This is a genomic window from Enterococcus sp. DIV1368b (assembly GCF_050529595.1).
Taxonomy (GTDB): Bacteria; Bacillota; Bacilli; order Lactobacillales; family Enterococcaceae; genus Enterococcus_B; species Enterococcus_B mundtii.
The window spans coordinates 638,368-653,035 of record NZ_CP172883.1 but is presented as its reverse complement, the minus strand read 5'-3'; the positions used below and the strand labels follow the sequence as shown (position 1 = coordinate 653,035).

Here is a 14,668-nt window from a genome sequence, read left to right as displayed (position 1 = left end):
TGATTCGTATGTAAAATGATTTTAGAGATTGCTTGCAAAAGAAACCGATTACAAAATTTGTCGCTTTGAAATAGATTTTACATTCCATTTGTTTATTCTGCTTTTTTGTTAGATAATGGGCACACGGAACTAAAAAGGAGCGATGATTCAATGAACCAAGAACGTTTGAAACAAGATTTTTTTGAAGCAGTAAATGAAGAATGGTTAAAAACAGCAACAATTCCTGCCGATAAGCCAGCAACTGGTGGGTTTCAGGATTTAGTTGATGGCATTGATCAACTAATGATGCGAGATACAGATGAGATGTTAGCTGATCCAACAAAAGTTACATCTGATAAAATGCGTCACTTCCTTGCTTATTATCAACTAGCAAATGATTATGAATATAGAGATCAATTAGGTGCGACACCTTTACAACCTATCCTCGAAAGGATCGAGCAACTCACTTCCTTTGACGAATTAAATCAGCAATTTCCCGAATGGACATTGGACAGCTTACCGTTGCCTGTTGTCTTAGATGTGGATGCAGATATGAAAAATGCGCAGGTCAATGCTTTTTTTGCTTCACCACCCTCTTTATTTTTACCAGATAAAACTTATTATGAAGCAGAACATCCAAATGGTGCTCAATTATTGTCCGTCTTTTTTGATATGATGGTCCAACTTTTAGAAATGACAGGCAGAGAAAGAAGTCAGGCAGAAGCAATCGTCGAACAAGCGATCCAATTCGATAAATTGATTGCGCCCCATGTTAAAAGCGCGGAAGAAAATGCAGATTATAGCCAAATGTACAACCCACGTGCCTTTAATGAATTTACGGCATATACCGATGCTCTTGACTTAACTACCTTGACTACTGGCTTGATCGGCACACGTCCAGACCAAGTGATCGTTACTGACCCTGTCTACTTTGAACATTTAGCTGAACTTTTGACGACACCACATTTCCGACTACTTAAAAGCTGGATGATCGTAAAAACGGTGCGTTCACTAAGCAGTTATCTATCTGAAGATTTCCGTCAAGTCAGTGGGATCTTCTCTCGGACTTTATCAGGAACCGATGAAGCAATGCCCCAAAAGAAAGCAGCTTACTACCTTGCTTCTGGACAGTTTGATCATGTGTTGGGCGATTACTACGGAAACAAGTATTTTGGCGAAGCAGCGAAAAAAGATGTCGAACAAATGGTCAAGAAAATGATCAATGTTTACCAAAAACGACTCGAAACGAATGAATGGTTAAGTGATGCGACACGAGAAAAAGCAATCGTCAAATTGAACAAATTAGGCATCCAAGTCGGTTACCCTGATAAAATCCCTGCCTTGTTCGATGCGTTCCAAACAGTTCCCGCAAATGAAGGTGGAACCTTGCTTTCAAATGCGTTGAACTTTAGTCATCTAACCCTAAAAGACCGTTTCAGTAAATGGAACAAGCCTGTTGATCGTGATGAATGGGAAATGAGTGCTGATACAGTCAATGCGTACTATCATCCATTCCGAAACGTGATCGTTTTCCCAGCTGCGATTTTACAAGCACCATTTTATAGTTTGGAACAATCTAGCTCGGCAAACTTCGGCGGAATCGGTGCAGTCATTGCCCATGAGATTTCCCATGCGTTTGACAACAACGGCGCGAAATTTGATGAATTCGGTAACTTGAATAACTGGTGGACAGAAGAAGACTTCGCTCATTTCCAAGAAAAAGCGCAAGCCATGATCGAACAGTTTGACGGTGTACCTTTTGCTGATGGCACAGTCAATGGAAAACTAACCGTTTCTGAAAATATTGCAGATGCTGGCGGATTAAGTTGCGCACTAGAAGCTGCAATGACAGAAGACGATTATTCAGCAGCCGATTTCTTCATGAATTGGGCAACGATCTGGCGTACAAAAGCGAAAAAAGAATACCAACAATTACTTTTACAAATCGATGTTCATGCACCTGCGAAACTTCGGGCGAATATCCAGCCACAAAACTTAGCAGAGTTTTATGAAACATTTGCGATCACTGAAGAAGATCCGATGTATCTAGCACCTGAAAAACGTGTGCATATTTGGTAGTTTTTACTAAGAGATCAAACTAGCATTCGCTAATTAAATAATTAAATAAAAAAAGAGTATGGAATAAGGTTTTTTCTACTTATTCCATACTCTTTTTTGATAGTTGAACATATGTATGATTTTACACTTTCTTCACCGATCAGCTGACACTACTCCGTACTAGTCTCTGCTAAGATATGAATTTAAAACAATTAAAAGAGAAAAAAACATACTAAAAAATATAGTGACGAACGCTTGTAACTCTCCCAGCTTTAAAGTTAGAATATATGCTAATAACAGTGAAAAAATTATAATTTTTAGTAAGATACTTCTGGTTAAAACTCTTTCTTTCGTAAAAAAATCTTTCAAACCTTCCCCATTTTTTGTTATCCAAAAAAAGCCAAACAAAGAAAATAATGCAAAGAGCGAAAATAACCCTGAGAGATTTGGTAAATATCCTAAAAAACCGAAAATTCCCAGTAAACCTAAAAAACCTAAATCCGCTTTCCCTTTTCTCATACCGATTCCTTCCTTTCACGTATAAATGACTTTATGTACACCCCATTGAGCAATTTGTATGTATCTATTTCCCTTTTTTCAGTTGATGACCAATAGAAATAGTGGATAAAGTACTCAAGAAAAGCCTTTATCCACTATACTCACTCTTTTTATCCCTTAATGATCTCTGCACCAAGGGCTGTTTGAAAATGTTTCAATGCCCAGTCATGTCCGATTGGATCAAAGCTGGCAACTGCATCTTCGTAAATAAACAATTGATAGCCTAGGTTATAGGCATCGACTGCTGTATGCAAGACACAAATATCTGTACAAACGCCTGTCAAATAAATCTCTGTAATCCCACGTTCCCGTAAACGAATGTCAAGATCTGTTCCACTGAAGGCAGAATAGTGACGTTTATCGATCCAGTAAACATTGGCTTGTGTTTGATGTTCCGCATAAATCTTTTGCAACGAACCATACAGATCGCGGCCACTCGTTCCGACTACATTATGTGGTGGAAACAATTGGTTTTCCGGATGAAAAGCATCTTCGGGATCATGTGCATCGATCGCAAATACGACAAATTCTTTCTCATCAATAAACTTTTTTGTATACTTTGTTAAAGCTGGTTCAATTGCCTGACCGCTCTTTCCAGTCGTCAATTTCCCATCGTCTGCCACAAAATCATAGGTGTAATCAATCGAAATCAATGCTTTCATTCGGTTCACTCCTTATACAAGATGTTTGACAAATTCAATCACCATTTCAGCTGAACGTTTCCCTGCTTCTTCGATGAATTCGTCAAAGCTTTGTGTCGCTGAATGGTCCGCAGTATCACTCATTGCTCGCACGATCAAGAAAGGAATATTGAATTGTTGCGCCGTTTGACCGACTGCAGCCCCTTCCATCTCACAAGCAAGTGCTTCAGGGAAATTGCCTAGGATCTCTTGGACTTTGACTGGCGAATCAACAAATGTATCTCCTGTGACGATCAAGCCTTCTTTTGCATTCAAGTTGGTTGCTTCTGCGGCTCTTTTCATTTCTGAACGTAAATACGTGCTTGCTTCATAATAAAGAGGCATGCCAGGTAACTGTCCTGGCTTGTAACCGAACCCTGTAACATCTGCATCAAAATAGGCAACTTTGTCAGAGATCACTACATCCCCTACACGTAGACCTTCACCGATGCCACCAGCTGATCCTGTATTGATGACCATGTTTACACCATATTGTTGAATCAATAAGCTTGTTGTGATCGATGCCAAGACTTTACCGATACCTGAACGTACAACAATGACTTCATGATTGCCTAATGAGCCTGAGATAAACAGAGCACCTGCTCTTTCCCATGATAAGGGTTCTCCTAGTTGTTCTCTTAAAATTTTTACTTCTTCTTCCATTGCTCCGATGATTCCAATTTTCATTTAGTTGTTCCTTCTTTCTATATAAATGCAACTGCCAGAAAAACGATGGCTAACAATAAAATGACGATAACCAAGCCTTTCATCAAAACAGCATTCCATTTACGTGTTTTTTCTCGTTCGCCTGCTCTTGTTTTCGTGATTGGCTTATTTTTCTTTTGTTCTTTACGATAAAAACTCGCGATCTTTTTTTCTTCTTGTTTGTACGTAGCTTCCGCTTTTCTTTGTTTTTTTAATGATTCTTGTGCTTGTTCTTGCTGTCGTTTACGGATTTCGCTACGTGTGACTAGCGGTCCTTTGACCATCAATCGATCCCTCTACTTTCCTTTGTTCATTGATTCCCAGTATTGAATCGCATAAATCGTTTTTGCATCGCAAATGACTTGATCTGACATCGCTTGTTTTGCTTCTGCTAAAGTCAACGCATAAAGTTCCAATACTTCGTCCTCATCTTGTGCGAGAGGCTGTTCCACTTTTTTGATATTTACTGCATGATAGATATGCAGGAGTTCATTCGCAAATCCTGGTGACAAATACATAGAAGTCAAATGCTCCAAACGCTCTGCGCGGTATCCAGTTTCTTCTTCTAATTCTCTAGCAGCAGTGATCTCAGGCGCTTGTTTTTCTCCTGGATCAATTTTACCAGCTGGTATTTCGAGGATCACTTTTTCTAAAGGTTTGCGGAATTGTTTGACTAATAGTAGACGATCCTTTTCATCAAAAGCAATGATTCCTACACCACCGGGGTGAAAGACTAATTCACGCTTTCCGATATTTCCGTCTGGTAAGTGAACATCATCCACAGCAACATCAATGATCGCTCCATGATAAATTTCTTTTCGTTGGATCGTTTTTTCTTCAAACTGATCATATTCAAGCATCTTTTCCCCTGCTTTCTTTTGTCCTATAATAACTACTTTTTTTGATTTTTTCAATTTTCTTTTTGATTTCTTACTTAGTTTACCATATCCAAACCTTAGAAATTCTATAAACTCATAAAATCCACCTTTAGTCCGATACTAATTATTAAGAAGGTTGTGCTAAAATAAAGAAGTAGATGAGCAGAGTGGACAATGAATATACACGGAGGTTTTTAGGATGATTAAAAAGAATTGGAAATGGATCGTAGGTTTACTCTTAGTGATACTGTTCTTCAGTTATAATGATGTATCGATCATATCAATGATCTTGTTAATTGGCGCAGTTTTGCTGATTTGGGGGCTTTTTGGTTTTCGTAAAAAACCTAAGGACAAAACAGCTTTACCAAATCTATCTGACAAATTAGCGACCCATTATAGCGAAAACGGCATGACACCGAGTGAAATCTCTTTTTTCAGAGAAACGATGAATCAAACAAAAAATGAAATCGAACAACTAGAAAAAAATATGTACGAAACGGCAAAGCTTAAAGCGATCGATCTTCGTCACGAACCTGTAAAAGCAGCAAAAGGTTTGTTCAAAGAACTCGTAAAAGAACCCACTCGATTGCACGACGCAAGTCAGTTCCTTTACACCCACTTGCCAAACCTAGTGGATTTGACAAACAAATATATTGAGATCAATGAACACGAGATCAAAAACAAACAGACCTATCAAAAACTAGAAGAAAGTACCCAGATCATTGATCAACTTGCTTCATTAGTCGCGAAAGACTATCAAGATTTCGTTTCGGAAGATTTGGAAGATATCGATGTAGAGATATCTGTTGCGAAACAAAGCTTAAAGCGTGATAATAAAGATGTACCAGAAGAATAAGCACGTTTATTTCTTGGACTCGGAACACTTAGACATCGTCTGATTGTTTCGGGTACTTTTTCTAGCTTAATCGATAAGGAGGAATTTTAATGGAAAATAATCCACATGAACCAAAACACGAAGTAACCCCTGTAAATGATACTTTAGAAGATTTATTGAATAATCCTTTTTCGACACCCGTCGATAAATTGACTCAAACACAACAAAATGAAATCAATGCACTTCAAGAACAGCAAACTGCTGCTCGGTTGATTGATAAATTACCTGCTGAAAGACAAGAACAAGCCAAACAATTGGCTGAAAAAATCGATGTCACTGATTCTCAGTCGGTCATCAGCTACGGTTCAGCTGCTCAAACAAAATTAGGTGAGTTCTCACAGTCGATGTTGAATCACGTGCAAGCACAAGATATCGGCCCAGTCGGTGATTCATTGACTGAACTGATGTACCGCCTTCAAGAAGCAAATCCAGATGAATTACGTGCAGGAGAAGGAAATATTTTCCAACGCGTATTCGGTAAAGTCAAACAATCGATTTATGAAGTCACTGCCAAATACCAAAAAATCGGTGCGCAAATCGACAAGATCTCAGTCAAATTAGACAAAGAAAAAGATGGCCTATTAAAAGACAATCTGATGTTAGAACAACTTTATCAAAAAAATAAAGATTATTTTGATGCGTTGAACATTTATATCGCTGCTGGCGAATTAAAAATGGAAGAATTACAGACAAAGATTATTCCAGAAGCCATGCGAAAAGCAGAAGAAACAGGGGATCAAATGGATGTACAGATCGCCAATGATTATACACAGTTTCTTGATCGCCTAGACAAGCGCACTCATGATCTACGCTTAGCCAGACAGATCACGATCCAACAAGCGCCACAGATCCGTTTGATCCAAAATACAAACCAAGCATTGGCAGAAAAGATCCAAGCATCGATTGCTACAGCCATCCCATTATGGAAAAACCAAGTGGTTATCGCATTGACCTTGCTTCGACAAAAAGATGCAGTTACAGCACAACGACAAGTTTCTGAAACAACCAATGATTTATTGAAGAAAAACTCAGAAATGTTGAAAATCTCTGCCATCGAAACTGCTAAAGAAAATGAACGTGGCATCGTGGATATCGAAACATTGCAAACCACACAAAATGATTTGATCGAAACGATCCAAGAAACACTTCGTATCCAACAAGAAGGAAAAGAAAAACGTCGTCATGCAGAAGTCGAACTTGGCCATATGGAAGAAGACTTGAAACAAAAATTACTCGATTTAACGCAATAACAAATAGAATGAAAAAACCTTGTATCAGCAACGCTGCTTGATACAAGGTTTTTTGTTCATTTGTTTATTTTTCGGTATTCATCTTACTGTGTTTGTAACCATAGCCAAAGTAAATCACTAGGCCGATCACCATCGTAATCCCAAAGACTAACCAAGTCACCGCTTGTAAACGTGACATCAAGACTAGACAAGATAAGATCGAAATGATTGGTAAAATCGGCACCAATGGCACTTTGAACTCGCCTGCTTTTGGTTTGCCAAACATTTTACGTAATTTCAGTAAGCCTAGACTAACTAACATTAGATAAGCTAATGCCATGATGTTCGTCAACTCTGCCAAAATATTCAACGGGAAGAACCCAGCAAAGAATAGTGCGGCGATCCCAGCTGCATAAGTTGCTTTCTTCGGTGTACGATGTTTTTTGTCGATTTCTGTCATGAATTGTGGCAACAAGCCATCTTTACTTACTGCAAACAATAAGCGAGCCAATGAATACATCATTGAGATCGTTACAGTCAATAAGGTCAAGATCGCGCCAACGGCGATGATCGCTCCTACTGTACCATGTCCTACATAACGCATCGCGAATGCCACAGGATCATTCACACCTAATTCTGTATAAGGCACGATCCCTGTTAAAATCAATGTCACGATGATGTACAACACGGTTGCGATCAAGATCGAGCCAATGATTCCACGTGGTACATCTTTTTGAGGATTTTTTACTTCCTCCGCAGCCATCGCTACCGCATCGAATCCTAAGAATGCGAAGAAAACTAATGCTGCACCATCTAGGACACCTTCAAAGCCAAATGGTGTGAATGGTTGCCAATTCTCTGGTTTAACAAAAAAGATTCCTACAATAATAAATAATGCAATGATTCCAAATTTCACATAAACCATCATGTTGTTCAATCGTAACGCTTTCTTCGCTTCCAAAGAAACAATGTATGTGACGAAAATCACAACAAGCACCGCAATTAAGTCGATGTATGTACCATTGGCTGGATTATATCCACCTGTTAGCGCCGTTGGTAAGCCAAAACCAAGACTTTCAATAAACCCTTGTACATAACCGGACCAACCTGACGCAACGGATGAAACGGCCAATAAGAACTCACCGATCAATAACCATCCAGTCAACCAAGCGGCAAATTCACCGAATACGACGTATAGATACGCATATGGTCCGCCAATCACTGGTACCCGCGAAGCAAATTCTGCAAAGCTTAGACCAGATAAAATCACAACGATCGCTGCTAAAACAAACGATAATGATAGCGCCGGACCTGCATTTTGGTTTGCTGCCACTCCTGTTACGACAAATATACCTGTACCGATGATCGCGCCAATGCCAAGCATGATCAAATCGGATGTTTTTAGTTCTTTCTTCATCTCACTCGTATGATTGAGACTGATTTCTTTCTTACGAAACAAATCCATTTAATTTCCTCCCCCTGATTTTTGAGTATATAAAAAAACAGCTTTACGCTGTTTTCATATACCCTAAAAGAATACCACCAAAAATAACTAAAAGGCAACCTACAATTACAAATACTAGCTCTTTTTTTGTCTTTTTCTCCCCTAAGATAAAAATACCGCCTAGAGTGGAGATGATGATACCCATTTGTGAAAGAGAGAAGCCGACTGCTAGCCCTAATGACTTAACGGTCAATAGCATACATACATTACCGATTCCCCATAATAACCCGCTTGCCATGTTTTTCCAAACATATTGATCCACTTTTACTTTTCGGAATGCAAAGAAACTTGCCCCTAAGATCATACCGATACTTTGCGGTAAAATAATCGACATCGCATCTAAATTCGCCCAGTTGACGATGATCGTATAGACCCCATAACCTAAAGTAGAATAGATCAATGCTCTGAATCCTTTACCAAAATCAAGCATTTTATTATCTGTATCGACTTTGCCTTCATCATCTTGTCGAGCAGTCAAATACGCACCGCTTACAAGAAGAATCAGCGCTAAAATACCATAAACGTAATCTTTTGTTTGTGTCCATTCATGGAAAAAGACAGCGCCCGCAATCGTATTCAAAATCAATTGAAAACCAGTCGATAACGGTAGACCTACAGATACTCCCATAAATTTCATCCCATGAAACTGCCCATTTTGTCCGACACTCCACGCTAGACCAGATAAAAAGCCAATCAATGTGATCCATGGCGTGATCGTTGGATTAACGATGAAAAAAGCAACGAGTGAAAAAAGAAATGCACCGATCGTCATTCCTAATGTTTGTTGATTGGCATCGCCACCGATCTTTCCACTGACTAAACCAATACTTCCCCACGCTACCATTGGGACTAATGCGATTAATAATTCCATAAACATTCTCCTTCTTTTAAATGTCACATGTTATAGAACATATCAACGAAAACGTTAACAACACAAGAGTTATTTTTTATTTCTCACTTTTTTCTAACTTAACTTCATTGACCTTTCTATGAAGTTCAATCAGTCACTAATAAATCCATAAACAAAATCAACTGTTCCCTCGAAAATTCTTCTACTTTCGGGGCAACAGCTGATGTATAACTATATTAAAACTTTTCCAATCATCATCTAAGGTCAACACATTTCTATCACAACCAAATTAGACAATGTTCAACCGGTAGTTCTTTCAGAAATAAGCGTGCACATGTCGCAATCCCATTTTTTCAGCGTTCTTCTTGGTAAAAACTCAAGATAGGGAAAAACAAAGACATGGTCGTCCCTTCTCCTTCGATCGAGTCAACAGTGAGAGAAATCCCTAATTTTTCAGCGAGATTTTTCGCGAGATACAATCCTAAGCCAGTAGAGTGGGTTTTGCTCAGACGGCCATTCGATCCTGTGAAGCCTTTGTCAAAAATCCGTCCAACATCTTCTTTCGGTATACCGATGCCTGAATCTTTGACAGAAAATTTTACGCCTTTTGTCGTCTTCTCGATCAATAGTTTGATCTCGCCTTCATCTGGCGTATACTTAATGGCATTACTAAGAATTTGTTTGAAAATAAAAGCCACCCATTTGGAATCAGTCAAAATCGTTTGATCTTCACCAATCACTTCATAACGTATTTTCTTTTGGATAAAATAATTTGCTTGGCTACGAATGACGGGTTGGATGATACTCTTGATACTGTATTCTTGGATCAAATAGTCTCTTGAAAAACTATCTAAGCGTGCATAATACAATACTTGTTCCACATACTCATCGATTTTAGACAACTCATTTTCTAGCAACGTATACTTTTGATCATCGATATCAAACTCGATCGATCGTACTAACAATTCTGAAGCCGCTACGGGTACTTTGATTTCATGGACCCATGAGTCGATATAATCTTTTTGATCTTGCTGGTTCGTGATGGCTTCTTGCATCACTTCCTGATGTTCACGTATCAGTTGATTGATATAATCTTCTATCAACTTCTCTTCCTCTGTATGTCCACCATCTAAATAATTTTGCAAGGGAGAATTTTTTTGTAGATTTGCCAATTTTGCCCACCATCGACGTTTACTCAAGTAACAGACAAGTAAAAAAAAGATTAAGAAAACACCTTCGATCAATGTTAAGTAAGCAATCGTGGCCCAATCAACCGTAATATTAGGGGCTAACCACATCACAAAAATCGTCAATAAAATAAAAAATACCCAGCCGACGATCAGCGACCATTGATCTTTCAAATACTTAAAAAAGTTCATAGTTGTATTTCATCCTTTCAGGGAACAATATACCCCTGGCCGACTTTTGTTTCGATATAATCGGTGATCCCTGCCTGTTCGATTTTACGACGTAAGCGATTGATATTGACCGTCAGTGTATTGTCATCGACAAACCGTTCATCATCCCACAACGCACGCAATAACTTTTCACGAGTCAAAATTTTTCCGTGTTGCTTCATTAAAATAAATAACAAGCGATACTCATTCTTGCTCAAATCGATCATTTCCCCATTAATCTCCATACTGCCATTATCGACGTTCAACGTGATTCCATTATGGGTCATCATTTCACTCGACAACTCACCATAATTATATGAGCGACGCAACAAAGCATTGATTTTAGCAATCAAGACATCGATTTGAAACGGCTTCGTCACAAAATCGTCTGCCCCCATGTTCATCGCCATGATCATGTCCATATTCGTATTACGACTTGAAATAAAAATGATTGGAACTTTGGAAATTTCTCGTATTTTCTGGCACCAATAATAACCATCAAACACTGGTAAATTGATATCTAAAAGAACAAGTTGTGGTTCTTCTTTCTCAAAATCAGCAAAAACCTGATTGAAATCTGACGTTCCATAAGTTTCAAATTGCCATTTCTCCAACTCTTCCATAATCAGCTGACGAATGATCTCTTCATCTTCCACTACCATAATTTTAGCCATGATATACCTCCGATGTTTTTCTTGTACTAACCATATCAAAGAAGCAAACATTCTACAAGTAACAATAGGTTGTGAGAAAGCCGGTCAGCTCCAAGTATTAAGACGGAAATTGAGAAAATAGCTTCTCATATTTTTTCATTTTTTGGCTTAATATCGTAGGAGTTGGCTTTCGAACACCGTTTATTGTGGTCGTGAAAGAAGCGATCAGCACTAAGGCATAAGCAAAAAAAAAGCGAAAATGGCTCTTTCATTTTTGATTTTTTTTGCTTATGACCGAAGTGTTGCTTCTTGAACACCGTGGATCAGGTCGTGACAAAAGCGTTTTGTCCTGAGCAGTAAGATGGACTTAAAAACAATCGTTCTTTGATATGACCCTCTCTTCTTTCTCGTTACTTACTTTCCGTTAACAAAAATGAGAATACTATTGGAAATTATCAATAGTTATCATTTATAAACAAAAATATTTCATTGAGCAATTCCTAATCTTTTCTTTTAACGAAGTCATTCCCACAGAATCAATCCTTGTTAAATCAACGTTTATAAAATAACTTAAATATCTAGAGCGTTTTCTTTGAATTTTTTTTCATTACATATAACAATAGTAATGTATTAAAAAATGATTAGGAGGAGATTTGATGTTTAGACACCAAAAAGAATTACAGTTTGAGGCAAAACCAGATCGTCCGAATCCATTAATCGCAAAATATTTACAAGAATTGATTGGCGGACAGTATGGTGAAATGAGTGTAGCGATGCAATACCTTTTCCAAGGTTGGAGCTGTCGTGGGGAAGAAAAATATAAAGATATGCTGATGGACATTGCAACAGAAGAACTTGGACACGTTGAAATGTTAGCGACAATGGTTGCTCGCTTACTTGAAGATGCACCTGTTGAAGATCAAGAAGAAGCAATGAAAAAAGACCCAACGATTGGTGCGATCATTTCCGGCATGAATCCTCAACACGCTATTGTAGCTGGCTTAGGACCTCGTCCTGCGGATAGCGTTGGTAATCCTTGGAGTGGTGGTTATATTGTTGCTAGTGGGAATCTACTTGCTGATTTCCGTGCGAACTTGAACGCAGAATCTCAAGGAAGACTACAAGTAGCTCGTATTTACGAAATGATCGATGATCGTGGCGTAAAAGACCTACTATCAGTTTTATTAGCTAGAGACAGTTATCATCAAAACCTTTGGGCAGCAGCTGTCAAAGAATTAGAAGAAACAGAAGGCGGTATTCTTGTTCCTACGACTTTCCCAAGAGAAGAAGAACGTAAAGATATTGCTTATGATTTCTATAACTTTTCAGAAGGTGACGAAAGTAGCGAAGGTTCTTGGGCAAAAGGTAAAGCTTTAGATGGTGAAGGGGAATATCAATGGTTGGAAGAACCTAAGATCGAAGGCAAAGCACCTAAATTAAAACCAGTAACACCTAAAATGTACGGTACCCCTCCCAAAAAAAAATAAATGAGACTTAAAAACTGATGCCTTATATTAATGGGCATCAGTTTTTTTCTATTACTCTATCAACAATATTCCGTCTTCAACGATCTTACCAAAAAATAGGAAAATACTACTGGTGAACAACAATGTCATGTTCACCCCAAAATAGATTGCAATTTTTTCTAGGTAATTTTTGATCTCTTTTATTTTAATATACATAAATGCCAAAAAATTGACACCGTAAACTAAAATCGTCAAAAAAATGATCATGTTTGTCATCACTGGACTGCTCGCCCCTCTTTCACTGTATACTTGTTCAAATTGATTGGAGCTTTAGAATGATCCAGATTGTAAAGACACCCTTCCAATCATTACGTACCATTCTTGCAAGTCCAGTATCCATGGAATTTAGTACGATTTACACAACGTCAATATGTTTAGCGCTTCCATTGATCATTAGACTAAACGTGAGCTATTCTCTCATTTGCTCTAATTTTTCAGCGAAAGCCTGGGCTTCTTCTTCTGTGCGACAAATAATAATGAACGTATCAACGCCGGCAATCGTCGCAGCCACTTCTGGATAATCAACCTCATCTAACCAGTTTGTTACCACATCCGCACCATCTTTTTCGGTTAAGACAACGATCATGAATTGAATCCGTTGAATTCGTAATACTTCTCGTTTGACCGCACTTCGCAAGCGATCTTCCATCAAAGAATCCGCTTGTTGATTGAACAACGCATAGCGTATTTGTTTATTCTCATCTTGTATTTTCACAAGTTTCAACTCACGTATATCGCGTGAGATCGTTGCTTGAGTTGCATTGACACCATTCATCTGCAAATGATTCAATAATTCCTCTTGCGTACCGATTGCATGTTCAGTAATCAATTGGCGAATCAAGGATTGTCGTTGATTTTTTTTCATACAAAAAACACCTCTTCGTATCTATTATAGCAAAAAAACAGGGGATCTTTCTCTTATTTAGTTGATGTCTGACACTTCGACTGATTTGTCTTGTTCAACGGCTACTCGCAAAATCGTCTTTAATTTTTCTGGCGCAGTCCTTCTGGGATCACTCATATAGATTTCTTTATGCTCTTTCGAAGTTCGGCGATAGCCTTTTTCCTTAAGAAATAAAGTAAGCTTTTCAAATGTTTCTGGTTCATCGTCGTAGGAACCAATGTGTAAGATCTGTGCCACAAGACCTTCTTCGATCGTTGTGAATACAAGTTGACTCGCTAGATCTTCTGGAATTTTGGTTTTCGCTCGCGCTAACGCCTCTGCAGCAACTTGAGGAGTCACAAAATCCGGTTGCTTGATCATCAATTGATACGAAAAATGCTCTTTCAACATCACTGGCTCGTTCAAAAATTTTTCTTGTAACCCCCACTGACCTTCTAAAGGATAAACCGTGTAAGGCAAATAGTCAGGAATCAGCCAATCATTTTTCGGTGCCATTCGGATCGTATAGCTAACAGCGTATAAACAACCTACACGGCGCTTAAATTCTTCTCCATTTGGATCACCTATTCCGTTGATACAAAAAAAATTTTGCGCAGGAAGTGTCATTAATTGTGGTTTCTTTGACATACGATAACTAGGGTCGGTTTTTCTCCATTCGATTTTTTCCATAGGCCCTCCTTGTTTTCTTCTTCACTACTATCATAACTCTTTTGCATTGGATTGGCTAATCTGGTTGACACTATTTTTAGACTTGTGCTAGAATAAGCCGAACGATAAATCGTACAGATAACACGCCTAGCGTGTCGAGAGAGAGGCGGTTTCTATTTTCGAATAGAAATCTCTCTCTTTTTT

General features: G+C 38.4%; 16 protein-coding genes. 4 read left to right on the top strand and 12 right to left on the bottom strand.

The genetic code is table 11. The annotated features are described in order from the left end of the window. Positions 1–150 precede the first annotated feature (150 nt). Positions 151–2,058 (top strand): M13 family metallopeptidase, encoded by a 1,908-nt coding sequence (locus IGJ19_RS03045; protein WP_430604404.1) that lies wholly within the window; start codon positions 151–153, stop codon positions 2,056–2,058. Between the two features lie 159 nt (positions 2,059–2,217). Here IGJ19_RS03045 and IGJ19_RS03040 read toward each other — a convergent pair whose 3' ends face one another. From IGJ19_RS03040 to IGJ19_RS03020, 5 genes are all read right to left on the bottom strand, one after another. Further along, positions 2,218–2,556 carry a hypothetical protein gene (locus IGJ19_RS03040; RefSeq protein ID WP_071866672.1) on the bottom strand — a complete coding sequence of 113 codons (339 nt, stop codon included), beginning with the start codon at positions 2,554–2,556 and terminating at the stop codon, positions 2,218–2,220. Between the two features lie 149 nt (positions 2,557–2,705). Next, a complete protein-coding gene (locus IGJ19_RS03035; protein ID WP_071866673.1) occupies positions 2,706–3,257 on the bottom strand; it encodes a cysteine hydrolase family protein in 552 nt (183 codons plus the stop codon). 12 nt (positions 3,258–3,269) lie between these two features. Next, positions 3,270–3,962 (bottom strand): 5'-methylthioadenosine/adenosylhomocysteine nucleosidase, encoded by a 693-nt coding sequence (locus IGJ19_RS03030; RefSeq protein WP_034688949.1) that lies wholly within the window; start codon positions 3,960–3,962, stop codon positions 3,270–3,272. A 17-nt stretch (positions 3,963–3,979) separates the two neighbouring features. Next, positions 3,980–4,264 (bottom strand): cell wall synthase accessory phosphoprotein MacP, encoded by a 285-nt coding sequence (gene macP, locus IGJ19_RS03025; protein ID WP_010736198.1) that lies wholly within the window; start codon positions 4,262–4,264, stop codon positions 3,980–3,982. Between the two features lie 12 nt (positions 4,265–4,276). Further along, positions 4,277–4,840, bottom strand: a complete 564-nt coding sequence (locus IGJ19_RS03020; RefSeq protein WP_108173708.1) for an NUDIX hydrolase — start codon at positions 4,838–4,840, stop codon at positions 4,277–4,279. A gap of 217 nt (positions 4,841–5,057) precedes the next feature. On the opposite strand from IGJ19_RS03020, the gene IGJ19_RS03015 reads away from it, so the two are divergent. After that, positions 5,058–5,714, top strand: coding sequence for a 5-bromo-4-chloroindolyl phosphate hydrolysis family protein (locus tag IGJ19_RS03015; RefSeq protein ID WP_023519185.1), 657 nt, complete (start codon positions 5,058–5,060; stop codon positions 5,712–5,714). 89 nt (positions 5,715–5,803) lie between these two features. Next, positions 5,804–7,003, top strand: coding sequence for a toxic anion resistance protein (locus tag IGJ19_RS03010; RefSeq protein WP_010736201.1), 1,200 nt, complete (start codon positions 5,804–5,806; stop codon positions 7,001–7,003). A 64-nt stretch (positions 7,004–7,067) separates the two neighbouring features. On the opposite strand, the gene IGJ19_RS03005 is transcribed toward IGJ19_RS03010, so the two are convergent. The 4 genes from IGJ19_RS03005 to sapR form a co-directional block, all read right to left on the bottom strand. Beyond that, the gene (locus tag IGJ19_RS03005) at positions 7,068–8,447 is read right to left on the bottom strand and encodes an APC family permease (protein WP_019724164.1); all 1,380 of its coding nucleotides are present in this window, start codon (positions 8,445–8,447) and stop codon (positions 7,068–7,070) included. A 43-nt stretch (positions 8,448–8,490) separates the two neighbouring features. Then, on the bottom strand, positions 8,491–9,357 hold the full coding sequence (locus IGJ19_RS03000; RefSeq protein WP_108173707.1) for a GRP family sugar transporter: 867 nt from the start codon (positions 9,355–9,357) through the stop codon (positions 8,491–8,493). Between the two features lie 332 nt (positions 9,358–9,689). Next, the gene (gene sapS / locus IGJ19_RS02995; protein WP_074800570.1) at positions 9,690–10,715 is read right to left on the bottom strand and encodes a two-component system sensor histidine kinase SapS; all 1,026 of its coding nucleotides are present in this window, start codon (positions 10,713–10,715) and stop codon (positions 9,690–9,692) included. A 17-nt stretch (positions 10,716–10,732) separates the two neighbouring features. Next, complete coding sequence (gene sapR / locus IGJ19_RS02990; RefSeq protein WP_010736206.1) at positions 10,733–11,407, bottom strand: two-component system response regulator SapR; 675 nt, start codon at positions 11,405–11,407, stop codon at positions 10,733–10,735. A gap of 635 nt (positions 11,408–12,042) precedes the next feature. Here sapR and IGJ19_RS02985 point away from each other — a divergent pair. Next, positions 12,043–12,873, top strand: coding sequence for a manganese catalase family protein (locus tag IGJ19_RS02985; RefSeq protein WP_010736207.1), 831 nt, complete (start codon positions 12,043–12,045; stop codon positions 12,871–12,873). A 51-nt stretch (positions 12,874–12,924) separates the two neighbouring features. Here IGJ19_RS02985 and IGJ19_RS02980 read toward each other — a convergent pair whose 3' ends face one another. From IGJ19_RS02980 to IGJ19_RS02970, 3 genes are all read right to left on the bottom strand, one after another. Further along, positions 12,925–13,131 (bottom strand): hypothetical protein, encoded by a 207-nt coding sequence (locus IGJ19_RS02980; RefSeq protein ID WP_023519183.1) that lies wholly within the window; start codon positions 13,129–13,131, stop codon positions 12,925–12,927. A 190-nt stretch (positions 13,132–13,321) separates the two neighbouring features. Continuing rightward, a complete protein-coding gene (locus IGJ19_RS02975; RefSeq protein WP_010736209.1) occupies positions 13,322–13,777 on the bottom strand; it encodes an arginine repressor in 456 nt (151 codons plus the stop codon). Positions 13,778–13,834: 57 nt separating this feature from the next. After that, positions 13,835–14,485 carry a GyrI-like domain-containing protein gene (locus IGJ19_RS02970; protein ID WP_108173761.1) on the bottom strand — a complete coding sequence of 217 codons (651 nt, stop codon included), beginning with the start codon at positions 14,483–14,485 and terminating at the stop codon, positions 13,835–13,837. Between the last annotated feature and the right edge of the window lie 183 nt (positions 14,486–14,668).